Genomic DNA, 24,564 nt, shown 5'->3' on the forward strand with positions numbered 1-24,564 from the left:
TTTTTTATCTGTTTTTAGCTATTTTTTTCTCTACTAATCCAAAAAATAAATCTATGATTAAAGCCATTGCGATCGCCATTGCTGTACCTGTAAATATCATATACTTGTCATTAAATCCAATCCCAGCAATCACCATATCACCTAGACCACCAGCTCCAATCACCGCTGCTAAGGTTGTCCAACTAATTACGTAAACAGTGGTTACTCGAATCCCCGACATAATATACGGTATAGCAATTGGTAACTCGACTTTAAATAATCGCTGTATCGCGCTATACCCCATTCCTCTAGCCGCTTCAACAATCCCTTGATCAATAGATTCAATTCCAGCGTATGTATTACGCAATAATGGAAGTAATGCATATAAGAATAGTGCAGTAACTGCTGGTTTAAATCCTATCCCCATTATTGGAATTAGAATAGCAAACAAAGCTATTGTTGGGATGGTTTGAAAAATATTAGCAATATTAAAAATTAAACTCTTTATTGTTTCATTTTTCATTTTAGTCATATAGATCGCCAATGGTATGGTTAATAGGACGGCAAATAAAATAGATACAAAAGATAGAATAATGTGTTCATATGTATAACTTAAAATCGAGTCATACTTATCCTGCCAAAATTCCAGATAATCTGTTAATATTTCCATCTATTGTCCACCACGCTTGTTTTCAAAGTTCTCGTGTAGTGACCGCAATAATTTCTCTTGATCTACCATACCTAGAAAACGTTTATTGGATGTAACTGGTATAACTAAACGACTATCGTGTAATACTTCTTCTGTTTTAGTGGTTTCATCATAACTATAAATGGAATCATCTATAATCTCTTTTGCTGTTTTTTGTTGATTCGATAATGCATGATATAAATTCACACTACCAATATAGTTTTCCTTCTCATCAACAACAGGTAAACAATCTGTTTGATGTTGTTTCATCAACTCTATCGTATCTGACACCGGATCGGTACAAACTGCTCGTGGATATGTGGTATCAACAATTGAACGAAGAGATGGAAGTCCTTGCGCTTGTTCTAATCGTTCTGAACCGATAAATTCTTTCACAAAATCATTGACTGGATTTAATAAAATATCATTAGGAGAACCTTGTTGAACCACTTCTCCATCCTTCATTAAAATAATTTGATCTGCTATTTTTATCGCTTCGTCCATATCATGTGTTACAAAAATGATTGTTTTGTTTATACTTTTTTGTAGATGAACTAATTCATCTTGCAATTGTTCTCTACTAATTGGATCTAAGGCACTGAAAGGTTCATCCATTAAAATTGTAGAAGGCTCTGCAGCCAATGCACGAATAACCCCTATACGTTGTTGTTGTCCACCACTTAGTTCAGATGGATAACGTTTTTTATATGTTTTCGGATCTAAATCTACCATATTAAGTAATTCGTCTACTTTTTGATTGATTTTTTGCTTATCCCATTTCAGTAACTTAGGAACAGCAGCCACATTGTCATAAATAGTCATATGTGGAAACAATCCGATACTTTGAATAACATATCCCATTTGTCGACGTAACTCAATTGGGTTCATATCTTTAATATTTTTCTCATCAATTAAAATTTCTCCGTCTGTATGTTCAGTCAATCGATTCAATAACTTCATTGTTGTTGTTTTACCACAACCACTTGGTCCAATTAAAACATTAATTTTTCCCTCTTCAAAAGTAAGTGAAATATCTTTCAATGCTTGAAAACCATCATCATAAATTTTATTTATATTCTTTAATTGAATCAATGCTTTCCCCCCCTAACATAGATTTTCTTTGCTTCACTTATTACATTGTACTGAAGTTAAAACAATTTGAAAAACCTTGTATAAACTTTAAATTGCACAAACTTTATACAAAATAAGTTGTATAAATTGTATAAAGTGTACATACTTAAAATTCCTAATGATTCCTTTAAAATGCTTTCACATATATCCTTTCTACATTTTTCCTATTTGTGATAAGCTATAATAAATAGAAATAATAAAGATGGTGAAGAAATGAATAGTTCGGATAAGCTAGATTTAGTTAAAAATAGAATTATTGAACAAATAGCTGAAAATATGAAATCTTATGGTTTCCCTGGGACAATAGGTAGAGTAATAGCTATCATTTACTATGAAGGCAGAGCTTTAGATTTAGATGAATTAGCAGAAAAAACAGGAATGAGTAAAACGAGAATGAGTCAAGTTATGCGTGAAATGTCTCACTTAAATATCGCAGAGAAGGTTTTTGTTAAGGGGTCACGTAAAGATTATTACACTGTTGAGAGTGACTATTATCAAACCTTTATTTCATTGTTCACTTCAAACTGGAAGGAAGTAGTGGCGCGTAATAAAAAGATAGAACAGAGAATCATACAAGATTTAAATTCTATTTTGGAAGATGAGAATGCCAGTGAAAATTTAATAGAAGAAGCGAAACAGTATAAGATTGATTCTGAACAATCAATCGAATATTATGATTGGGTTGATCGTTTAGTAGAATTCTTTGAATCACAGGAAATTTTTAAATATGTTCCTAAAAAATCACCTAATAAGTAAAGGTTGCACACTCATAAAAACACATTCCCTATTGGAAATGTGTTTTTTAATTTATTCTTTCAGCTAAAGATATTTGGCGTTTAATCAATTTTTTTATATTTGAATTAAAACCTATTCCATTAATGAAGATCCATTCTTTTGTTGAAATAGCGGAAATCCTCTCTTTGATTAGGGTAGGAAACATTGTGAACGTAAGAAAATGCGGAACAACAATAATAGGATCATCATTTTTCTTTTGTAATTTACTTATCTTTTCTTCAATCGTAGGCTTAGAAGATGTCACATAAGCTTGATAAACTGGCATATTGTTTAATTTGTTCTGAAGTGCCTTACTAAAATCTTGAAAAACATCTGATGCTTGTTTATTTCTGCTTCCATGTGAAATGATGCATACTGCTTGGGGTTGATTTGCAGAATGAAGTTCTTGTGCTTCTTTTACACGCTGATATGTATCTTCTACAATTTCTTCTGCTGCATTAAATGCAGGCGCATAATAGAAAGACGACCTTGGATATTGTTTGTTTTTTTGTTTCAAAATAGTTGGTATATCACTCGTAACATGAACACCTGGTAATAAAAATATAGGAACAACGATAATCTCATTAACTCCGTAATCGATGCATTGATCTATGATTTGTGCTAATGAGGGATTGGCTTCAAGAAAAGCTATTCTATGTGTTTGGTTATCATCCATTTCAATAATAGATTGTATTGCTTTGGTAAATTTGTCATTCGTTTGTTTCTCCTTACTTCCATGGGCAACATATATTACTGCTTGCATTTTCTTGGCCTCCAGTTCATTATTTCAATCTTAACTAAATTACCACTATTTCATTGTTTTTAAACAATTACATACGATATTGTTCAATAGCAAAGAATTGTTTCATCGCATAATAAACATCTGATTCGTTCTTAACTGTGTAAGATCGAAGGTTTAATTCTCTTCTTTCTTTAAATATTTTCATTAACGAAGAGTGGCGATTTTTTGTATTTACTTCTACATACCCAAATAAACTACAATACTCTAATAGCTCCTTTATTAACTTTTCACATCTACAATTATCGGAGGCTAAATTAGCTCCATCTGAAACATGAAAAATATAAATATTGTAATTGTCAGGATGATAGTTTTTATTAATTAACTCCAGTGCCTTTTTATAAGCTGAAGAACAAATAGTGCCCCCTCCCTTTCCTTTTGTAAAAAAAGAGATTTCATCAACAACAGATGCTTCAATGTGATGCGCAATAAATTCTAATTCAACTGATTCATAGTTCGTATTTAAAAATCGGTTTACCCAAAAGAAAAAACTACGTGCGATATTACTCTTGAAATCATCCATACTTCCACTCGTATCCATTATAGCAAGGACAACTGCTTTTGTTGTTGGATGATTAGCGACATTCCATGTTTTATATCTTACATCATCAACATAGATCGGAAAAAAAGATGGATTACCATACCGCGCATTTCGTCTATACGCCTCGAGCATCGTACGCTTCTTATCCATATTCCCTTCTAATCCCTTCTTATGCACCGCATGGAACGTCATATCTTCTGTACTCACTTTGTCTTCTTTTTTTTGTTTTAAATTCGGTAAGGCCAATTCTTCAAAAAATAGTTCTTCCAATTCAGCTATTGAAATTTTTACTTCATAGTAATTTTGTTGAAACAGGTTTTCTGTAGCATGCCCCTGCTTATCTTGTTGCTGCATCGTCTTATCTTTAGCAATAATATCTCCTTTTTTGCTATCTCCCTGACCTTGACCTATATTGTTATTTCGTTTTCTATCATACCTAATTTTGTACTCGTTCAACGACCAAACAGGTATCAACAGGCTTTCTTTTTCTTTCTTAACAATAATATCTGCTTTACTAACTAGCTCAGGAAGTTTCTGTTTCAATGCTTTTTTTATTTTTTCATGATATCGTTGTTGATTTTCATATCCTTTTCGATGAATAGACCAATCTTCTTCTGAAATAATAAAGTGACTAGAATCCATCGTTGAGCCCCTTTCGCACACAATAATTTTCGATCACACTTAGATAAGCTCGTTTATTCATTGAGCAAACTACCGACATAATGTAGTAGTTCATTCGCTGAATCTTTACTATATCCATACTTATTTTTTAAAATAGCAACAACTTCAGCTAATTGCTTTGATTGTTGCCCTTCTCTTGTATACATTACTGAGGTAACTTTAATAACATCTTTTAGATCTGCGAATAGTTTTTTTTGAATCGCTTCATTCAAACGTTCGTGTGATTGATAATTAAAGGATTTTCCTTTTCGCGCATATGTCGAGATTCGAATAAGTATTTCTTCACGAAAAGCTTTTTTTGCATTCTCTGAAACACCAATTTGTTCTTCGATAGACCGCATGAGTCGTTCATTTGGCTGAAGATCCTTTCCCGTTAAAGGATCTTGCACTTTTTTTTGATTACAAAAAGCTTCAATATTATCTAAATAATTGTTGATTATTGTTTCAGCAGCATCTTCATATGAAGAAATAAATGCCTTTTGTACTTCTCTTTTAGCTATTTTGTCATATTCTTTTCTTGCCATTGAAATACATTCCAAGTAAAACTCTTTTTGTTTTTTTGTTAATGATAAATGTGTCTCTATACCTTCTTTTAAGCAACGCAAAACATCCAGTGCATTTACCGTTTTTATTTCTTTTTTTATCATAATAGAAGAAATACGGTTAAATACAAATCTAGGATCAATACCATCCATTCCTTCATTAAGAAATTCCTTTTTTAATAATGATAGATCTGCTTCATTAAATCCGTCTACAACTTTACCATCATATAAATACATTTTATTAACTAGTGTGATTGTTGACTTTTTCGACTCTTTTAGTCTAGTTAAAATAGTAAACATTGCAGCTGTATATAATGTGTGTGGTGTAATGTGGACATCTTTCATATCACTAGTTTCAATCATTTTTTGATAAATACGTTCTTCTGCACGAAGCTTCAGATTATATGGAACTGGTATAACGATCATTCTTGAATGTAATGCTTCATTCTTCTTATTAGAAACAAAAGATCGATATTCAGCTTCATTAGTATGTGCGATAATTAATTCATCTGCAGAGATTAACGCAAAGCGCCCTGCTTTAAAATTCCCTTCTTGTGTTAAAGATAATAAATGCCAGAGGAACTTTTCATCGCTTTTTAGTATTTCTTGAAACTCCAATAAGCCTCGATTAGCTATATTTAACTCACCATCAAAACGATAAGCTCGTGGATCAGATTCAGAACCAAATGTTGCGATAGTGGAAAAATCAATCGAGCCAGTTAAATCTGCGATATCTTGTGATTTTGGATCAGATGGCGCAAATGTACCTATCCCCATTCGATTATTTTCAGAAAAAAAGATACGTTCCACTTGCACATTTTCAATTTGACCATTATATTCCTTTTCCAGTCGCATCTTGTTTAATGGTGAAAGCTGCCCTTCTATTCGAATACCAAAAGAACTTTCAAAGGTTGCTCGAAGTTCTTCTGGAATAAGATGTAGTGGATCTTCATGCATGGGGCAGCCTTTAATTGCATAGACCGCTCCATCATCTGTATAAGTATAGGATTCTAACCCTTTTTTCAATAAAGTGACTATAGTAGATTTACCTCCACTTACCGGTCCGACTAACAATAAGATTCTTTTTTTTACGTCTAATCGTTTAGCTGCAGGATGTAAAAACTCATCTATGATACGTTCAATTGTCTCTTCTATGCCAAACAACTCATTCTCAAAGAAACGATATACCTTTCTTCCATTTACATCATTTATGCCAGATTGTTCAATCATCTGATATATTCGCGCATGTGCTGATTGCGCTAAATGTGGGCGTTGCTTCAATAACTCTAAATACTCAGCGAATGTGCCTTCCCATTTTAGCTTGTGCTGTTTTTCTTTATGTGCCTTTACTTTCGCTAATAGATCCATCAAGCTTCCCCCTTAAGAAAACATATAACTAGCTACAACTAATTTATGTTTTTTGTCGGGTGAAAATGATTGTTGTTAATGGAACACATTAATGTCCTTTTTAAATATAAAAAAAGCGAGCTCACTTGAAACGAGCTCACTTTTTAATGCATATTAGGAAATCCTTGTTGTCTTAACACATCATAAACGACAATTGCAGCGGTATTGGAAAGGTTCAAGGAACGAACTTTATCATTGGCGGCCATTTGTATTCGTAGACATTGATCTTCCTTACCTTCCAGTAAAGGCTTAGGAATTCCATTTGTTTCACGTCCGAAAACAAAAAATAGTTCTTCGTTCGCATCACTAAAATCAAAATCACTATAATACTTTTCCCCGAAATTTTCTATATAGTAAAACTTACCTTCTGGGTTACCTTGATATAGTTCATCAAGTGAATCATGATATAAAACAGTAACATCATGCCAATAATCTAGCCCAGCGCGTCGAAGCATCTTATCATCGGTTGAAAATCCTAATGGACGGATAAGGTGTAACGTTGCATTGGTAGCTAAACAAGTTCTTGCAATATTCCCTGTATTGGCAGGTATTTCGGGTTGGTATAATACGACATGTAATCCCACTCTGTTCACCTCTAAGACAATAATAACCTTACTATTATAGCATATTTTTAAATTTGTTGCTGGACTACATGAATGATTACTCGCCAATTCGAAAAAACTTATACTGACATTCAGGTGTCCATGCATAAGAATCCTCATAACTCCAATATCGGTGACGACTGTTATTCGTATGTGCATTTACTAACGGCATGCCGTTCTGATCTTTCATTACAACGATCGTATTATGATCCCATTTTCCATCCCCTTCAAAATCATAACAAATAACATCACCAGGTAATAATTCTGTTGGGCTTTCTAACTCTTTTCCTTTGAGCCCTTGGGTTGAACCACTTAAATACCAACGTAAAGAGTGTGCTACCGCCCAACTATAAGACCATGTATCATTTTGGTACCACCAACCCTTTGATCGATTGGGATATCCTCGCATGGGAGCACCGCCTGCACGTAATGCTTGAGAGATAAAATTCGTACAATCTACATCAAAATGCTTGTAGGATGGATTATAATCATTCCACCATCTCTCTGCATAATTGACAGCTGCCGTACGATCATAAATAAAACGATCATTTGTTGATGTGTCTATCCAATCATTTCTTTTATCTTCTAGAACTGGATCACCTTGACCTCCATTTATTTCTAAAGATTTATCTTCTATAAACTTCCCTTTATAAAATAATGCTTCATGCTCACACACTTGTTCTTCATGATAAAAAAAAGAACCTTGCTTCACTAAAAAAGTCACACGTAACAAGTAACCTACCTTTAGTTCATGCCGTTCCAATTGTAAACGTCGAATCAATGTACCTAGACCTGTAATGCGTGGTACATCATTTCCTCTCTTTTTATGAAATTGTCTTTTTTGTGTAATCCAATTATTTGGGTCACTTTTTTTTACTTCACATTGATTTTGCCAATACCTTGATAACTCTTTCTCCAATGACATAGCGATTCACTCCTCTATTCATACTTATGCATGAACAGAGGTGTAAATGTACTAACTTTTTTCTAATTGCTTCGCCTCATACGCCAGTCCTTTTTCCATTTCATTTAACACTTCTACGTCTTTTTCTTCTACTTGGGCATATCGTATCGCTTGATACCCGTCTTTGGTTCCAATTTTACCAATTGCCCATGCTGCCGTACCCCGAATAACCGGGCGCGGATCTTCTTTCATTAATCGAATAAGCTCAGGAATAGCTGCTTCATCTCTATAATGTGCTAATGCGATGATCGCATTTCGTTGAATTGGCTTCTTCCCTCTCCATGAACCAGCCATTGATCCAAACCGTTCTTTAAATTCACGGTTTGAAATGGATAATAACGGAATTAATTCTGGCTTTACTAAATCAGGTTCCGGCTCTAATTCTGGATGTAGATGTGTATCAACCTGCTTATTTTTAGGACAAACAACTTGGCACGTATCAAATCCATACAATTGATTCCCCATGATTTCTCGATATTTATCAGGAAGAAAACCTTTTGTTTGTGTAACAAAAGCGATACAATTTTGTGCGTTTAGCCGTCCTGGTTCAACTAAAGCTCCAGTAGGACAAGCATCCAAGCACTTGGTGCAATCACCACATCCATCATCTACCGGTTCATCTGGCGGAAAAGGAATATTAGTGATCATTTCACCTAAATAAACATATGAACCAAATTCAGGTGTAATAATCATTGTATTTTTTCCACTAAACCCTATGCCTGCACGTTCAGCAACAGCTCGGTCAGATAGCTCCCCGGTGTCCACCATTGATCGATATTGGAATCCTGGAAATTTACTAGCAATGAACGTACTAAGTTTATCAAGCTTATCATTTAAAACGTGGTGATAGTCCATTCCCCATGACGCACGACAAAAATTCCCTCTTCTCGCTCCTTTTTTACTTTTAGGAGGATTCTTCATTCGTGAAGGGTAAGCAACTGCGATGGCAATGATTGATTCTGCATCAGTTAAATGCAGTGCTGGTTCCGTACGTTCTTCAATCGTTCCTTTTTCAAATCCAGACTGAAAGCCATCATCTTGTTGTAGTTTTAATCGTGATTTCATCGCTGAAAATTCATTTGCTGCTGCAAAACCAATTTTATCAATTCCAATTGATTTACTATAAGCAATGATTTCATCTTTTAAATTTTGATAAGTCATAAAAATCACCTTATTTCGTCTGTTGTTTAACATGAGCCGTTCGAATACGATTTAATGCAGCTGCAATCTCAAATCGACGCGGTCGTGCTAGATCACCTGGATGCTGATTAGGGAAAGCAGAAAATGCCGCTAAACCTTTATTATTTATCGTTTCTTCTATCTCATCTAATAATTGTTGTACTGTTTTTTCTTTTGTTAATCGATTCTGTTTATCAAGAAATTGAATGATTTCTGCAATCATATTCGTTTGTGACGTATCAACTAATTGTTCTACATTCGCTAAATCAATGTCTGTTTTGCCCATGATCACCGTGCGTAAGCCTTTTGCTTGAACTTTTACTTTATTCCCTTTTTTCGTTTGCAAGGTATTTGGAGAAAATATTCGTTGCGACACGGGACCAAAAGCATCTGACTTCGCTTCTAGTCTTTTGGCTGGGTATGATGTTGCGATTTTCTTTGCTTCACCAGTTACATTGTAAACATGATAATGATCTAACATAATAACATGATCTGCAACATCAAAATAGTCACCCGATCCTCCCATAACAAGTAAAGTCGAGATCGATAATTCATTCTTCATTTGCTCTATTCTATCAATAAATGGAGTGATCGGCTCTTTGTCTTCATGCACTAGTGCCTGCATCCGTTGATCACGTATCATGAAATTTGTTGCACTAGTATCTTCATCAATTAATAATGTACTAGCTCCTGCTTCCATGGCTTCTATTACATTCGCGGCTTGAGAAGTACTACCACTCGCATTGTCTGTAGAAAATTGCTTCGTATTCTGTTTTTGTGGTAGGTCTTTAATAAATGGAGAAATGTTTACCCCTGTTACTTTTCTACCGTCTTCTGCTCGAACCTTTACCGCATCCAGATCTGTCAGCACAAATTCTCTACCGTCACCTTTAATGTGATGATATACGCCTCTTTCTACAGCAGATAAGAGTGTACTTTTCCCATGATAACCACCACCAACAATTAATGTTATCCCTGTTGGTATAGCCATACCCGTAATTGGAGTATTACGATGCGGGATTTCAATCGACACTTTATTCTCTTGTGGACTTTGAAATGGTACAGCATTTTGCAATGGTTGATTACTAATTCCGCTGGCTCTTGGTAAGATGGAATCATCAGCGATAAACGCAACCCAATTATTTTTCTTCATTTCTTTACGAATTACTTGATGTTGATCAGAGAGGTTTACTACTTCGTCTATCGCTTGATCTGAAATAGTAAAGATTGATGCTGACAAAATTGCTGGGATAGCATCAAAGAATAATTTCTGAGCATCTTTACCGTTTATTTTCCTACCAAAAGCAGGAAGTCCAATAGATAGACATATCGTGACATGTGCATCATCAATTTGCACCGCAGTACGATCAATAATTTCTTGTCCAGGTGCATCAATGTGAATTAAACCGCTTTTTCCCGTACCTTTTATAAAAGTGTTATTTTTATGAATTGCGTTTGCAACATATCTTGCAATAAGATCTTCTACATAAATTTTCCTCTGTTGATTCTCTTTCCATTCTGGTTGAATCTCGCGGTATGCATTCGGTATAATAATTCTTATTTTTGACGGAGCTGCAAAAGGATCACCTTGTACATAATCCACGTGTAATTCATAGCGATGAAAAGAATATCGACCCTGAATCGATTTATACGCTTTATAACCTTTACCATCAATAGATTGTAGTTTATTTTGTAATTGTTTCATCGTTTAAACACCTCTAACTAATAGCATACTATTTATATTCTTCCTCTTTCAAGCTATAGAAATGATGACTTCAAAAGTGCTCTTGTTTGCGAGGAAAAAGAGAGTAGATGAGGTCTTGGAGAGGAGCGTAACTTATGAATAATTTTATTTCGAACACTTTTTGGTTGTTTTTCATGTCTTATGTTCGAATTAACTTGTTTTTCGTTCATTACCGCCTTATTTTTCATGCCTTATGTTCGAATTAACTTGTTTTTCGTTCATTACTGCCTTATTTTTCATGCCTTATGTTCGAATTAAGCTGTTTTTCAATTCAAAGTCTAATAAATTCAGTTTAATGTACAATTCTATATTTCTTTTTTATTAAAATGATAAATATTAGTCTGCTAACGCAAAAATAACATATAAAAAAACGCAATACTTCGTTGTTATCAACAAAATACTGCGTTGGTCACATATGTATGGAGCGGGTGAAGGGAATCGAACCCTCGACATCAGCTTGGAAGGCTGAGGTTTTACCACTAAACTACACCCGCATTTAATTGTAAGTACTTCGTTATTCCGTTTACGCAGAACATGTCCCTGCATCTGCTAGCTTATTCGAGATGTTCATGCTTCGGGACAACTCGAGGCATTCTCGACGATGATTCGCTCGTGGCTGAGGTTTTACCACTAAACTACACCCGCAAAACAAATCAATTTCTAATTCGATGTTAAATATTATAACAATTTAAATGACATATCGCAACAGCATTCACCAATTTTTTTATTAAATAGAATTGAAAAAGGTTTACTAGTTATACATATGGGTACATTATATAAAAAAAGGTAGGTGATTTTCATGATTTGGACAATTATAGGTATTTTATTACTAGCTTGGTTAATTGGATTTATATTTGAAATTGCGGGTGGACTTGTACACATACTTCTAATCATTGCGCTTGTTGTATTCATTGCAAAAATGCTTAGGCGATAGCAAGCAACATTGATTAAAGTGTTGTCGGATTTCATATGTATTCGGTTAAAAATAAAATTAACTCTTCATCATAGATTTTAAATCGAATGATTAATAAAACAGCGTAAGTTAGACTAAGAGCTAACTTACGCTGTTTTTCGTTATAACCTATTTTTTTGACACTTTATTAAATATAACCTTTACTACTTCCATCATGATCACAGCTGCTACAGCTAAACCAGTAGCAATCAACCAGTCATTCCAACCAAATGAAGCCGGGATTGCAAAAATGTCACGTGTAAAAGGTAAAATAGTGATACTGTAAAGAGCAAAACATACACCTACGGCACCTAGTACATATTTATTCGTTAACAACCCGACACCAAAGATCGTTTGTGTGTTTGAACGTGCTGCAAAAGTTTGTAATGTACGAGATAAAATTAACGTGGTAAATGCCATCGCTACACCCATTTCGGCTGAGTGCTGCAAGCCAATTATGTGTGAAATAATTACCGCAATACCAATTAGAGTACCGCGTGTTATTACTGCACGCATTGTGCCACCTGAGAAAATACCTTCATTTACATTACGTGGTTTACGTTTCATCACATCAGGCTCTGCTTTTTCCATACCTAAAGCAATGGCAGGTAATGAATCATTCACTAAGTTAATAAACAACAATTGTAGCGCAGTAAATGGATTGGAGAATCCAAAAATAACAGCAAACAGAATTGCGATGATCGCACCTAAGTTACCCGCAAATAAATATCCGATTGCTTTTTTAATATTATCAAAAACAGTTCTTCCAACACCCACAGCATTAACAATTGAAACGAAATTATCGTCTGTTAAGATCATTGCGGATGAATCTTTTGCTACGTCTGTCCCGCTTCCCATAGAAATACCGATATCCGCTTGTTTTAATGCCGGTGCATCATTGACACCATCACCAGTCATCGCTGAGATTTGATCTTTACGTTGCCAAGCACGAACAATACGTATTTTATTTTCAGGAGATACACGAGCATAAACAGAGATTTTTTCTAACTTCTCATCTAATTCCTCATCAGACAAAGCGTCTAATTCTTTTCCTGTTAACGCAATATCATCTTCGTCCATCAAACCAATTTGACGGCCAATTGCTTGCGCTGTCGTTTTGTGGTCTCCAGTAATCATAACTGTTTTTATTCCGGCTGCTTTCGTCTGTTCGATTGATCCAAATACTGCATCACGAGGAGGGTCCATCATGGCAGTTAATCCGACTAATACAAGATCATTTTCATCCTCATGCTCTAATACATCTTTGTCGCTCGAAAATTTCTTATACCCATAAGCTAATACACGTAATGCTTGGTTAGAGTAGTCTTCATTTGCTCGATTTAGTTTATCTAGCCAATCTTGTGTTAAAGCTTTTTCTTCACCTTGTACTAAAATATAGCTAGCCCGATCGAACATAACATCTGGGCCACCTTTAGTTAACATCATTTTTTCGCCACCGATTGTATGTAGCGTTGACATTATCTTACGATCAGAATCGAATGGTAGCTCAGCTTCGCGTTGGTGCATATCTCGTAATGCTTGGTAGTCTTGATTGTTATCATTTGAAAAATTAATTAAAGCAACCTCTGTCGGATCGCCAACTTCTTGATTGTCATTATTAATATATGAATCATTACATAACACCGCGATATCAACTAACAATCGCTCTGATTCATCCCAATTCTCTGGACTTTCAGGTAAATGCTCTTTTTCACCTTCTGGAATAAAATAATCCGTTACAGTCATCTTATTCTGAGTTAATGTACCAGTTTTATCTGTACAAATTACACTTGTAGATCCTAACGTTTCTACGGCTGGAAGCTTACGAATAATCGCATGTTGCTTTGCCATTTTATTCGTACCAACTGATAATACAATTGTCACAATAGATTGTAATGCTTCAGGAATAGCTGCGACTGCCACGGCTACCGCAAACATTAACGCATTGACAAGCTCCGTTACTAGATCGGTCGTACCATCGCCAAGCCATATTCTAGCAGCCTGCACCACAAAAATGACAACCGATAAGATCAAAATACCAATACCTAGTTTTTTACTAAATGTATCTAATTTACGCTGTAATGGTGTTTGCTTCTGCTCTGCAGTAGAAAGCATATTGGCAATCTTACCAATTTCAGTTTTCTCTCCAGTTCCAGTCACAACAAAGGTTCCACGGCCATAAACAACTAACGAACTACTAAACACCATATTCGTTCGATCGCCTAAGCCTACTTCTTCGTTAATAGTATCAACTTGTTTTTCAACAGCTTCTGATTCCCCTGTCAGTTGACCTTCATTAACTTTTAATGAACCACTTTCCAGAATTCGTCCATCTGCAGGAATAAAGTCGCCAGCCTCTAAATAAACAATATCCCCCTGCACAAGTTCACGTGCAGGAATCGTTTGCTTCGTTCCATTCCTCATGACTTTTGCTTCTGGTGCCGACATATCCTTTAGTGCATCTAATGAACTCTCAGCTTTCTTCGTCTGCACGACACTGATAATTGCATTCATGATTAACACAATAACGATAACTATTGTTTCTACATATTCACCTAGTAATAACTGCACCCCAGCAGCAACCAGTAATACAATAACCATCGCATCTTTAAACGTTTCTAAAAACAACTTCCAAGTAGGAACTTTTTCTTTATCCTCAATTTCGTTGTAACCATCACGATCTAACCTATTCTTTGCTTCATCAGATGAAAGCCCTTGTTCTGATGCATTCACCTGCTTTAGTACTTCCTCTTTGCCCGATTGATAAAATTCCATTCGTTTCACCATCTCCTCATAAGACACTCTTTTTAAAAGAGAAAATATTTCAATCTTTAATTGATAAAATAATACAATTTTTGCATGTTAACTAAAAGGAACATAATTACTATTTCATTACCTACTTTTTCATAGTTTAAACCAAAGTAGCCAAAATAAAACGTAAAAAAGACCTTTACCGCTTGCATAAGTACAAGCGATAAAGGTCTTGCTAACAACGTTAGTTGCCAATTATGCCGGAGATAATTCTCGTAATGACGACATAATTGTTGCAGCTACTCCCCTTTTAGTTAATTCTTATTATAGAAATAAGTCCTCATAATGTCAAGCGGTTTTATATGTAACCCGATTTGTCCGATCCTTTTATAGACTTACCCTAACATTTATATCAAATTCATTAAATGCATCTAAGATAACATTTCGATCTAACGTATATGCCAAATCAGTAAACTCCATAGATGCAATCACAGGAATCGAACAATTTATCGTTACTAATTCCTTACTTGTAAAAATAGATTCTCTTCCTTCATGTAGCTTTTTTTTGTATCGATTAAATTTAGGATCTAAGTGATCTATTTGTTCTAAAAGTTGCTCTACTGTTTTGTACTGCTGAATCAATGGTAAAGCCGATTTTGCTCCTACGCCTGGACAACCAGGAATGTTATCACTAGAATCCCCTAGCAATGCTTTTACATCAATCCATTGATTAGAATCAATTCCATATTCTGCTTTAAAAGCTTCTATTGTATAAATTGTTTCTTGTCTTTTTTGTGCAATAATTTGTGATGTGTGTTCATTAAGCAATTGTAGTAAATCCTTGTCATTGCTATAAATAAAACAAGGTAAAGACTGCTCTTTTGACCATTTATCTGATAAAGAGCCAATCACATCATCTGCTTCGTGCGGTGGAACAACTAGTTGTGCTATACCGATTCTATCAAGTATTTTTGTAAGTGTTTCATATTGTTCGATCAGCGGATAAGGTAATTCATTACGTGTTTCCTTATAAAAATCATATTTGATTCGTCTTTCCGTTTCTTCACGTTTCACATCCCAAGCTACTGCAACATGACTAATGCCATGTTCATTAATTAAGTGGATGATCTTCTGTAAAAAAATACGCAAAGCATTAATATATAACCCCTGGCTATTCTTTGGTAACTGATCTTCTGTTTTATTATACGCCGTTGCGAAATAGCCTCGACTTAGTAAATTAAATCCATCAATTAAAAGTAATCTATCTTGTGACATTCGTTATACCCCCTCATTCACTAACTTACATTGTAACATGTTCGCTTCATTTCTTTACATGATTTTTGATGTGTATTAAAGATGTTCTTTATAAAATCTCTCAAACTTGATAGATGAATGACTACTTTCAATATCGCTAACTTTATTTTTTGGTTCTATCTCGCCATATTTGACCACATTTACTTTTCCCTATTATGATATTTGGTTCTATTTATGCTTTTATAACCACTTTTGTTATTATCGCTCATCATTTTTGGTTCTATTTATCCCTTTTTGATCACTTTTCCTGTTATTTCGTTTATTTTTGGTCAAACCGCACCTCTCCCCAAAAAATTCATACGTTAAATAGCAAAAAAACATCACTCAACGATCGTTAAGTGATGCTTCCCCTCATTAAATACCTATTAATTTTTCTGAACAAATAAGTAACAAGACATTGGTGCTAATTTAACTCGATGATTGGTTGGTTTCTCTTCGAATAATTCATACCAGCTTACCGTGTCTTCAAATGGTAGTTTTACTTCTTTTTCTTCGGTAAGATGGCGATTTATGATAAAAAGAAAATGACTGTTCTCCGCCTCAACTCCAAAGACGTCTACAGCAGTTTGGATATATCTTTCAAACATAACAACATCCTGATCGAATGAAGTAACCTGCCAATCTCCTGTCCGTAATGCCTGATATTTGTTTCTGATCGCGGCTATCTTTCGGAACCATGCTAAACGATCGTTATTTTCTTTTCCCCAAGGATATGGTTTACGATTTTCTGGATCTTTTCCTCCTGTGACACCAGCTTCATCTCCATAATAAATCGACGGAACACCAGGTAAGATAAAAAGAAATAAACTGATTGCTTGAATTTGTTTAGCAATCATATCCAATCGCTCTTGATCTTTGAACTCAGTAGGGCAATTGTTATCTAACAGGGTAGCGATTCTTTCCACATCGTGACTAGATAGCAAATTCATTGTTGCATAAAAGTATTGCTTCGGATAATGTTCTGCAATAGTTATATATTGATTAACAAATCGATCGGCATCACTTTTTCCAGTAATAAAATCAACCATCATCGATCGAAGTGGATAATGCATGACAGAATCCAATGCATCACCTAACAAATAATCTCTCCGTTTTCCGTAAGCGATTTTATTTGAGGCGTCTTCCCATACTTCACCTAGCAAAACAGCATTCGGGTTAATCGACCTTAATTGCTGCTTCATTTTTCGAATGAAATTGTCTGTCAGTTCGTCAACTACGTCCAACCGCCAATGATGAATTCCTTTCGACTGCCAAAACTGAATTACACTATCTGGCGCTTCAACTAAAAATTGTTGCACAGCTCTATCATCTATTTGAAGTGTGGGAAGTGTATCAATCCCCCACCAACTTTCATAATGGTTCGGGTAATCATAGAATGTATACCAATTCGTATATGGTGAATCAGTTGATTGATAAGCCCCAACAGAATCATATTCACCCTTCTGATTAAAATAAATACTGTTGCTTCCAGTATGATTAAAGACACCATCAAGCATTATTTCAATACCACGTTCACCCGCCAGCTTAATTAATTGTTGTAAATCCTCTACCGTACCAAGCAACGGATCTATCTTATGATAATCTCCCGTGTCATATCGGTGGTTGCTTTCTGCTTCAAATATTGGATTTAAATAAATAACAGAAGCACCTAATGATTGAATATAATCAAGCTTTTCAATAATCCCCTTTAAGTTCCCACCAAAAAAATCCCATTTAATCACATTTCCATCATGATCACGAATGTAGATTGGTTCATCATCCCAATGTGCATGGATCAGCGCATGTTTTGGCGCCCTTTCCATATCTATCTCAGGCTGTCGATAAAATCTGTCGGGAAAAATTTGATAAATAATCGCGTGTTTCCACCATTTTGGTACTTGTATTTCTTTTTTATAAACCGTAATTTGCCATGCGGGAGGAACACCACAACTCGTAGTCCCTTCCCCGCTTTGGCTCTCCTTTTTTCGTCCGTAAAAGAAGCAGCGATCACCATATCTAATCTCAAAATAATACCAGACTAACTGTGGTTTGCCTGGCATCGTAATATGACTAGTCAATAAATAATTTGTTGGATCGACTTGCTTTTTTTCCATAAGAATGATTTTTTCCCGCTCTTCTTTTTCTAGGTTCATACGTACATAAACATCAAAATTGCTCTCTGTTGTGTCGATTGCTACTTGTAGTGTTACTGCTGAAGTGACAGGAAGTGCTCCAAATGGATGACGATAAATCGATTGAAAACTATTGTGCTTTATTGTCCAATTTGTCATATGCTCTCCCCCTCACTTAAAATCGTTCATTATCAAATCGCTATTCCCTTAAATCCCAAATATCAGATGCGTAAGAGGCAATCGTATCATCACTCGAGAACTGTCCAGAATAGGCAATGTTTATTAAACTTTTTTGAGTCCATTTATTTCTCTCTTGGTATTCATTACTTATTCTTGCTTGCTGTTTGGCATAATCAGCAAAATCTTTTAATACAAAATATTCATCATTATAAGTGACTAAGGCATGGTAAACATCGTGGAACAGCCCCTCATTTTCCAGAAAATCTTCAGCCTTCACTAATTGATCAACAGCATAGCGTATTCGATCATCTGTATGATAGATGTCCCTAGCTACATACTCGTTTGATTGCTGAAAATGTAATACCTCTTTTGCAGATAGGCCAAACGGATAAATATTTCCCTTGCCTACCTTATCGAATATCTCAATATTTGCACCATCCATTGTTCCAAGTGTAAGTGCTCCATTCATCATCATTTTCATATTCCCTGTACCTGAAGCTTCTTTTGTTGCAGTGGACAATTGTTCACTTACATCGGCAGCAGGAATGATTTTTTCTGCTAGTTGATTAGAGAAATTTTCAAGGAAAACGACTTGTAATTTTTCTTTCACAATAGGATCTTGATTTACAATCTTAGCAACGGTATCAATTAATTGAATGATCTGCTTGGCAAAATAATAGCCTGGAGCGGCTTTTCCAGCAAAGATAAATACCCTTGGTGGAAAAGATTTGTTTGGATCGTTTTTTAGTTCACGATATAAATAAATAATGTGCAGGATGTTAAGCAATTGTCGTTTATATCCGTGGATTCGCTTTACTTGCACATCGAATATAGCATTGGGATTAATCACAATTCCTTGCTCTTTTTGCACATAATTGGCAAGTAATTGTTTGTTATGGAGTTTTACTTGTTGTAACTTTTCAAGGAAAATAGAATCTTCTTGGAAATCCAATAGTTTTATTAATTGTTTAGGAGATTGCAACCATTCATCACCAATCGCTTCTGTTATAAGCTTCGTAAGATATGGGTTCGCAAGCATTAGCCACCTTCGATGAGAAATACCATTCGTTTTATTATTAAATCGGTCTGGATACGCTTGGTAAAATAAGCGCATCTCTTTTTTCTTTAATATTTCCGTGTGTAATTTCGCTACACCGTTAATAGAATGACTACCTACAATAGCTACATGGGCCATCTTAATTTGACCGTCAGCAATTAAAGCTAGTTGTGCGATTCGATCAAATTCACCGGGATACTTCTCCCACATCTGTTGGCAAAAACGCTCATTCATCTCGACTAAAATCATATAAATTCGTGGAAGAAATACTTTCACCCAATTTTCTGGCCATGTTTCTAGCGCCTCTTGAAGTGTTGTGTGATTGGTATAAGAGACAGATTGTGTTGTAATTTCCCATGCGTCATCCCAACTTAAACCTTTTTCATCCATTAAAATACGCATCAATTCAGGGATTAAAAATGCAGGATGTGTATCATTAATATGGAAACTAAGGAAGTTAGGTAAGTTTGACCATGCTAACTTCCTTTTTTCAAATTTAGCCAAAATCGATTGTATTCCAGCAGAAACAAGAAAGTATTCTTGTTTTAAGCGAAGTATTTTTCCATCGTCTGTTGAATCATCAGGATAAAGAAAATCTGTTAACGCCTCTAGTTTCCGTTGATAAGTTAGCATTTCCGAGCCAAAATCTTCATATTTTGCTTTTTCTAAAACTTGATCTGATGTTGGCTCAGCAGCCCATAGTCGTAATGTATTCACTTTATCAGTTTGATATCCTAAGATGGGGATATCATATGGAACGGCTCGCACTATTTCTGCATGCTCCAGTTCAAATTGAAGTTTGCCATTTTTAACAGATGATTCTACTTGCCCGCCAAATGACACTTCAACTGCTTCTGAAGGTTTTCGAAATTCCCATACATATCCTTCACTCAACCAATGGTCAGGTAATTCAAATTGTCTTCCATTTTCCAATCGTTGATTAAATAAACCGTAACGATACCTAAGTCCTACTCCATTACCAGATAAGTTTAATGAAGCAAACGAATCTAGAAAGCATGCAGCTAATCTTCCTAGCCCACCATTACCAAGACCAGGATCATGCTCACAAGCCTTTATATCATCTAATGAAAAGCCTAGCTCCTGTAAAACTTCTGTTACGTCTTCTTCTAATGTTAAATAACTCAAATGTGTTTGTAGCAATCCACCGATTAAAAACTCCATTGAAAAATAATATACTTGTTTTGATGTTGCTTGTTTCACAGAATCTTGGTGTTTTTCTTGTATATAATTAGATAAAACTGTACTTAATGCAACATACGCGTCTTGATCTGTAGCTTCTTCTACTTGTTTACCTGTCGTATGATTTAATGCTGTTAAAAATAATTGTTTGAATCTTTCTTTTTCTTGAATCATACTTTTATCCCCCAATACCCCTTATGCTACATGCAACATCCGCTCAGTTAACAGTAGATTGATATATTTCTAAATACTTCTTTGCAGCAAAATCCCATGACACATTACTATTAGCCATGTTTGCTACGAGCTGATGCCATTGTTGTTTATTCTGGTAAATTGAGAGTGCGCGGCGAATCGTATATAACATATCGTGGGCGTTAAAATTTTTAAAAGTAAAGCCATTTCCCTTCTCTGTTTCCTCGTTAAATGACAATACAGTATCTGCTAAGCCACCAGTTTCACGAACAATTGGAGCAGATAAATATCTAAGTGCTAATAATTGTCCGATACCACATGGTTCAAAGCGCGATGGCATCAAAAACAGATCACTACCTGCATAGATTTGTCTTGCCAGCGTTTCTTTGAAATCAATAACTACAAATACCTTTTCCGGATATCTGTACTGTAAATTCCGGAATAGTGACTCATAAGCATAATCTCCAGTACCTAAAACGACTAATTGCACATCATCATGCGCAAGCCACTCGTCAGCTATTCTTGCTACAAGGTCAAAGCCTTTCTGCTCCACAAGTCTTGAAACAATACCAACTAACGGGATAGACGCTTTAACAGGAAGCCCTAGTTGTTCTTGTAATGCACGTTTATTCTTCAGTTTTTCATTAAAAGATTGTTCATAATTTGTTGTAATGGCTTTATCTGTTGCAGGATTGTATAAGGCAGTATCTATACCATTAATCACGCCGGTGAGTTGATTAGATTTTTTTCTTAAAACACCATCTAATTTCTCACCATAATAATCCGTTTTAATTTCTTCAGCATACGTTTCACTCACTGTTGTAATCTTATCTGCGTAATTCAAAGCCGCTTTCATGAAATTAATATTCCCATAAAATTCAACACCATCTTCATGCATTACGTGATGATCTAAGTCCATGAGCTCATGTAAAATCGAAGCCGGGAAAATTCCCTGGTATTTTAAATTATGAATAGTAAAGATCGTTTTTATCTTATGAAACAATGGATCATTTTGATAATGTGTATGCAAATATAACGGGATTAATCCTGTTTGCCAATCATGACAATGAATAACATCAGGAATCCAGTCAATGATTCGCAACATTTCAAAAATGGACCGGTTAAAGAACACAAACCGTTCAGCCTCATCACCAAAACCATACAAATTAGACCTCTTAAAATAATATTCATTATCTATAAAATAAAAGGTAATACCATTACAGCTTAGCGTCTCAATACCTGCATATTGATTGCGCCAGCCAAGCTGAACACGGTATGTACCTAATAAAGACAATTGTTTCTTCCATTCATCAGACATCTCTTGATACTTCGGTAATACAACTCTCACTTCCGCACCTTGCTTACTTAATGCTTGCGGAAGTGAGCCTAATACGTCAGCTAGACCGCCTGATTTAACAAAAGGACTACATTCTGAGCCAACCATTAAAATTTTCACAATAATTTACTCCTTTTTTTCAATTAAAGCTTTTGCCGTTTTGCTACAACAAATGGATTCTCTTTTGTGCCAATCAATACTTGACCACTAGAGATCGTACATTCTTTATCTAAAATGACATGTTTTAATACTGCATCAGGAGCAATTTCACATCGTTGCATAATGATTGAATCTTCTATTGAAGCACCTTCTCCTACTTTCACACTACGAAACAACACGCTATTCTTCACATCCCCAGAAATATGACAGCCGTTGGCAACCATGGAACGTTCTACATGCGCGTTTTCGGAATATGTCGCAGGTGCTTCATTTTTTAATTTCGTGCGAATCGGAGCTTCTGTTTGGAATAAACAATCATAAAAATTATCATCTAATAATCGCATGCTATTACGGTAATAACTTTCAACAGAATGGATAAAAGCATGTGCCCCTTTGTATTGATAGGCATGCACATGTAAAGAGGACAAGTTTGGTTTGATTGCCTCCTTAAATAAGTTTGTATACCCTTTTTCAATCGATAATTCAATAAATTTTAATAATGCCGTTTTTTTCATGATATACATGTTCATATATACATGTGGATTCTCTCTTGCGTAATCTATTTCAACGACTCGATTATTTTCGTCTACGGTTAATTTTTTTGTATAATGATGCTCTGAATCTAGTTGCTTCATATGCTTATAAATAACTGTAACATCTGCTTTCGTTTCAATATGCTCCTCTAAAACAGCTTGAAGGTCTATATTGCAAATATGCTGTGAGCCAGAAACAACAATATAATCTGCATTTACACGATGAATGAAATCAATATGGTTATGAAAATGCTGTAGTTCTCCTTTAGATATATCAGTTGGGTCATTCCAATCAGGAGGTAAAATAAATAGTCCACCATGCTGTCGATCAAGATCCCATGCTTTTCCTTGTTCTAAATGATCAAGTAACGAGCGATATTTCTTCCTAGCAAAAATTGCAATTGAATCGATATTGGCGTTAATCATGTTTGATATCGTAAAATCAATCATTCGATACCTTGCTCCAAATGGAATAGCCGCCATACACCTGAAGTAGGTTAATTCATTCATACTATCAATCTCTTGATCTAAATTAATTATTCCAGCAATACGATTCATACCATCTCTCCTATTTCATCATAGTTACATATTTTTGATCTTTTTTATTATTACTACCAACGTAAACTTCAATCTCTCCATCGTTTAAGAGGTCGCCAATTACACTATTTTCTGCAATCACATTTCCTTCCATGACAATTGCGCGATGAATTCTTGCGCCCTTTCCGATACTGACATTTGGCATAATAATAGAGTCGGTAATGACAGCATCTTCTGCTACATCTACCCCATAAAATAAAACAGAATGATCTACTTTCCCATGAATATGGCAATTTTCCCCTATCATTGCATTTTTCACTTTTGCAGATGAACCAATTAATTGCGCAGGTAAACTTGGGTTATTTGAGTAAACACGCCACTTGTAGTCATGTAAATTCAATTCGGATACATCTTCTAATAAATCCATATTCGCTTGCCATAAACTTTGAATCGTACCAACATCCTTCCAATAGCCATCAAAGGTATATGACATTAATTGCTTCCCATCTGCAAGCATGGTTGGAATAATATCCTTACCAAAGTCATGCGAGGACTGACAATTATTTGCATCAGCAAGTAAATATTTTTTTAATACGTCATAACGGAATATATATACACCCATGGAAGCAAGGTTATTTTTTGGATTGGATGGCTTCTCCTCAAAGTCAACAATTCTTCCAACTTCATCTGTATCCATAATCCCAAAACGATTTGCTTCCTCCATTGGTACTTGAATCACAGAAATCGTTACGTCTGCTTGACTAGATTGATGAAATTCTAGCATTCTTGCATAATCCATTTTATAAATATGGTCACCTGACAATATTAGTACATGCTCTGGTTGATAGTTATCTAAGTATTTTATATTTTGATAGATTGCGTCTGCTGTTCCTTTGTACCAATCACCGCCTTTAGATTGCATATAGGGAGGTAGTAAGGAAACTCCACCATAGTTACGATCTAAATCCCAAGCGGAGCCAATTCCAATATAATCGTTTAGTACATGTGGTTCATATTGTGTAAGTATACCTACCGTATCCATACCAGAATTCGTACAATTACTTAAAGTAAAGTCAATAATTCGGTACTTTCCGCCATAATAAACGGCTGGTTTGGCAATATCGTACGTTAATGATTGCAGTCTTGTACCCTGACCGCCAGCTAATATCATTGCTACACACTCTTTTTTCTTCATACGGCCACTCCCCTTA

General features: G+C 35.2%; 18 protein-coding genes and 1 tRNA gene. 2 read left to right on the forward strand and 17 right to left on the reverse strand.

Translation table 11 applies throughout. The annotated features are described in order from the left end of the window. Positions 1-4: 4 nt before the first annotated feature. Positions 5-649 carry an ABC transporter permease gene (locus HP569_RS09330; RefSeq protein ID WP_182200906.1) on the reverse strand — a complete coding sequence of 215 codons (645 nt, stop codon included), beginning with the start codon at positions 647-649 and terminating at the stop codon, positions 5-7. Beyond that, positions 650-1,759 carry an ABC transporter ATP-binding protein gene (locus HP569_RS09335; protein ID WP_182200907.1) on the reverse strand — a complete coding sequence of 370 codons (1,110 nt, stop codon included), beginning with the start codon at positions 1,757-1,759 and terminating at the stop codon, positions 650-652. Between the two features lie 252 nt (positions 1,760-2,011). Between HP569_RS09335 and HP569_RS09340 the strand changes: the two genes are divergently transcribed. Then, entirely contained in the window at positions 2,012-2,554 is a 543-nt protein-coding gene (locus tag HP569_RS09340; protein WP_182200908.1) for a GbsR/MarR family transcriptional regulator, read from the forward strand. 46 nt (positions 2,555-2,600) lie between these two features. Here the strand turns inward: HP569_RS09340 and HP569_RS09345 are convergent, their stop codons facing one another. The 8 genes from HP569_RS09345 to HP569_RS09380 all read right to left on the reverse strand — a co-directional run bounded on the left by HP569_RS09345 (position 2,601) and on the right by HP569_RS09380 (position 11,525). Then, positions 2,601-3,335 (reverse strand): sirohydrochlorin chelatase, encoded by a 735-nt coding sequence (locus HP569_RS09345; RefSeq protein WP_182200909.1) that lies wholly within the window; start codon positions 3,333-3,335, stop codon positions 2,601-2,603. A 67-nt stretch (positions 3,336-3,402) separates the two neighbouring features. Next, positions 3,403-4,554, reverse strand: a complete 1,152-nt coding sequence (locus HP569_RS09350; RefSeq protein ID WP_182200910.1) for a YeaH/YhbH family protein — start codon at positions 4,552-4,554, stop codon at positions 3,403-3,405. A 53-nt stretch (positions 4,555-4,607) separates the two neighbouring features. Next, positions 4,608-6,503, reverse strand: a complete 1,896-nt coding sequence (locus tag HP569_RS09355; RefSeq protein ID WP_182200911.1) for a PrkA family serine protein kinase — start codon at positions 6,501-6,503, stop codon at positions 4,608-4,610. Positions 6,504-6,646: 143 nt separating this feature from the next. Beyond that, on the reverse strand, positions 6,647-7,126 hold the full coding sequence (gene trmL / locus HP569_RS09360; RefSeq protein WP_182200912.1) for a tRNA (uridine(34)/cytosine(34)/5-carboxymethylaminomethyluridine(34)-2'-O)-methyltransferase TrmL: 480 nt from the start codon (positions 7,124-7,126) through the stop codon (positions 6,647-6,649). 76 nt (positions 7,127-7,202) lie between these two features. Beyond that, the gene (locus HP569_RS09365) at positions 7,203-8,069 is read right to left on the reverse strand and encodes an amidase domain-containing protein (protein ID WP_182200913.1); all 867 of its coding nucleotides are present in this window, start codon (positions 8,067-8,069) and stop codon (positions 7,203-7,205) included. A gap of 51 nt (positions 8,070-8,120) precedes the next feature. Further along, complete coding sequence (queG, locus tag HP569_RS09370; protein ID WP_182200914.1) at positions 8,121-9,269, reverse strand: tRNA epoxyqueuosine(34) reductase QueG; 1,149 nt, start codon at positions 9,267-9,269, stop codon at positions 8,121-8,123. Between the two features lie 10 nt (positions 9,270-9,279). Further along, positions 9,280-10,992 (reverse strand): ABC-ATPase domain-containing protein, encoded by a 1,713-nt coding sequence (locus HP569_RS09375; RefSeq protein ID WP_182200915.1) that lies wholly within the window; start codon positions 10,990-10,992, stop codon positions 9,280-9,282. 459 nt (positions 10,993-11,451) lie between these two features. Then, a tRNA-Gly gene (locus tag HP569_RS09380) sits at positions 11,452-11,525 on the reverse strand. Between the two features lie 305 nt (positions 11,526-11,830). On the opposite strand from HP569_RS09380, the gene HP569_RS09385 reads away from it, so the two are divergent. Beyond that, positions 11,831-11,965, forward strand: a complete 135-nt coding sequence (locus tag HP569_RS09385; RefSeq protein WP_182200916.1) for a lmo0937 family membrane protein — start codon at positions 11,831-11,833, stop codon at positions 11,963-11,965. Positions 11,966-12,112: 147 nt separating this feature from the next. On the opposite strand, the gene HP569_RS09390 is transcribed toward HP569_RS09385, so the two are convergent. The 7 genes from HP569_RS09390 to HP569_RS09420 all read right to left on the reverse strand — a co-directional run bounded on the left by HP569_RS09390 (position 12,113) and on the right by HP569_RS09420 (position 24,548). Beyond that, a complete protein-coding gene (locus HP569_RS09390; RefSeq protein WP_182200917.1) occupies positions 12,113-14,758 on the reverse strand; it encodes a cation-translocating P-type ATPase in 2,646 nt (881 codons plus the stop codon). 363 nt (positions 14,759-15,121) lie between these two features. Beyond that, positions 15,122-16,009: a 5'-3' exonuclease gene (locus HP569_RS09395; protein ID WP_182200918.1), complete on the reverse strand. Its 888-nt coding sequence runs from the start codon at positions 16,007-16,009 to the stop codon at positions 15,122-15,124. Positions 16,010-16,413: 404 nt separating this feature from the next. Then, positions 16,414-18,318: a glycoside hydrolase family 13 protein gene (locus tag HP569_RS09400; RefSeq protein WP_182200919.1), complete on the reverse strand. Its 1,905-nt coding sequence runs from the start codon at positions 18,316-18,318 to the stop codon at positions 16,414-16,416. Positions 18,319-18,358: 40 nt separating this feature from the next. Then, the gene (locus HP569_RS09405) at positions 18,359-20,770 is read right to left on the reverse strand and encodes a glycogen/starch/alpha-glucan phosphorylase (protein ID WP_182200920.1); all 2,412 of its coding nucleotides are present in this window, start codon (positions 20,768-20,770) and stop codon (positions 18,359-18,361) included. Between the two features lie 43 nt (positions 20,771-20,813). After that, positions 20,814-22,244 (reverse strand): glycogen synthase GlgA, encoded by a 1,431-nt coding sequence (gene glgA / locus HP569_RS09410; protein WP_281366451.1) that lies wholly within the window; start codon positions 22,242-22,244, stop codon positions 20,814-20,816. 23 nt (positions 22,245-22,267) lie between these two features. Further along, on the reverse strand, positions 22,268-23,374 hold the full coding sequence (glgD, locus tag HP569_RS09415; protein ID WP_182200921.1) for a glucose-1-phosphate adenylyltransferase subunit GlgD: 1,107 nt from the start codon (positions 23,372-23,374) through the stop codon (positions 22,268-22,270). 10 nt (positions 23,375-23,384) lie between these two features. Then, positions 23,385-24,548 carry a glucose-1-phosphate adenylyltransferase gene (locus HP569_RS09420; protein WP_182200922.1) on the reverse strand — a complete coding sequence of 388 codons (1,164 nt, stop codon included), beginning with the start codon at positions 24,546-24,548 and terminating at the stop codon, positions 23,385-23,387. Between the last annotated feature and the right edge of the window lie 16 nt (positions 24,549-24,564).

It is taken from the genome of Paraliobacillus salinarum, assembly GCF_014083865.1.
Classification (GTDB): Bacteria; Bacillota; Bacilli; order Bacillales; family Amphibacillaceae; genus Paraliobacillus; species Paraliobacillus salinarum.

Bases quoted from the DNA above. Each gene is read 5' to 3' on its own strand.
- HP569_RS09420 (WP_182200922.1), bottom strand. From the start codon at position 24,548: ATGAAGAAAAAAGAGTGTGTAGCAATGATATTAGCTGGCGGTCAGGGT.
- HP569_RS09355 (WP_182200911.1), bottom strand. From the start codon at position 6,503: ATGGATCTATTAGCGAAAGTAAAGGCACATAAAGAAAAACAGCACAAG.
- HP569_RS09345 (WP_182200909.1), bottom strand. From the start codon at position 3,335: ATGCAAGCAGTAATATATGTTGCCCATGGAAGTAAGGAGAAACAAACG.
- HP569_RS09395 (WP_182200918.1), bottom strand. From the start codon at position 16,009: ATGTCACAAGATAGATTACTTTTAATTGATGGATTTAATTTACTAAGT.
- HP569_RS09350 (WP_182200910.1), bottom strand. From the start codon at position 4,554: ATGGATTCTAGTCACTTTATTATTTCAGAAGAAGATTGGTCTATTCAT.
- queG (WP_182200914.1), bottom strand. From the start codon at position 9,269: ATGACTTATCAAAATTTAAAAGATGAAATCATTGCTTATAGTAAATCA.
- glgD (WP_182200921.1), bottom strand. From the start codon at position 23,374: ATGAATCGTATTGCTGGAATAATTAATTTAGATCAAGAGATTGATAGT.
- HP569_RS09405 (WP_182200920.1), bottom strand. From the start codon at position 20,770: ATGATTCAAGAAAAAGAAAGATTCAAACAATTATTTTTAACAGCATTA.
- HP569_RS09385 (WP_182200916.1), top strand. From the start codon at position 11,831: ATGATTTGGACAATTATAGGTATTTTATTACTAGCTTGGTTAATTGGA.
- HP569_RS09375 (WP_182200915.1), bottom strand. From the start codon at position 10,992: ATGAAACAATTACAAAATAAACTACAATCTATTGATGGTAAAGGTTAT.
- HP569_RS09390 (WP_182200917.1), bottom strand. From the start codon at position 14,758: ATGGAATTTTATCAATCGGGCAAAGAGGAAGTACTAAAGCAGGTGAAT.
- HP569_RS09400 (WP_182200919.1), bottom strand. From the start codon at position 18,318: ATGACAAATTGGACAATAAAGCACAATAGTTTTCAATCGATTTATCGT.
- HP569_RS09365 (WP_182200913.1), bottom strand. From the start codon at position 8,069: ATGTCATTGGAGAAAGAGTTATCAAGGTATTGGCAAAATCAATGTGAA.
- HP569_RS09330 (WP_182200906.1), bottom strand. From the start codon at position 649: ATGGAAATATTAACAGATTATCTGGAATTTTGGCAGGATAAGTATGAC.
- HP569_RS09340 (WP_182200908.1), top strand. From the start codon at position 2,012: ATGAATAGTTCGGATAAGCTAGATTTAGTTAAAAATAGAATTATTGAA.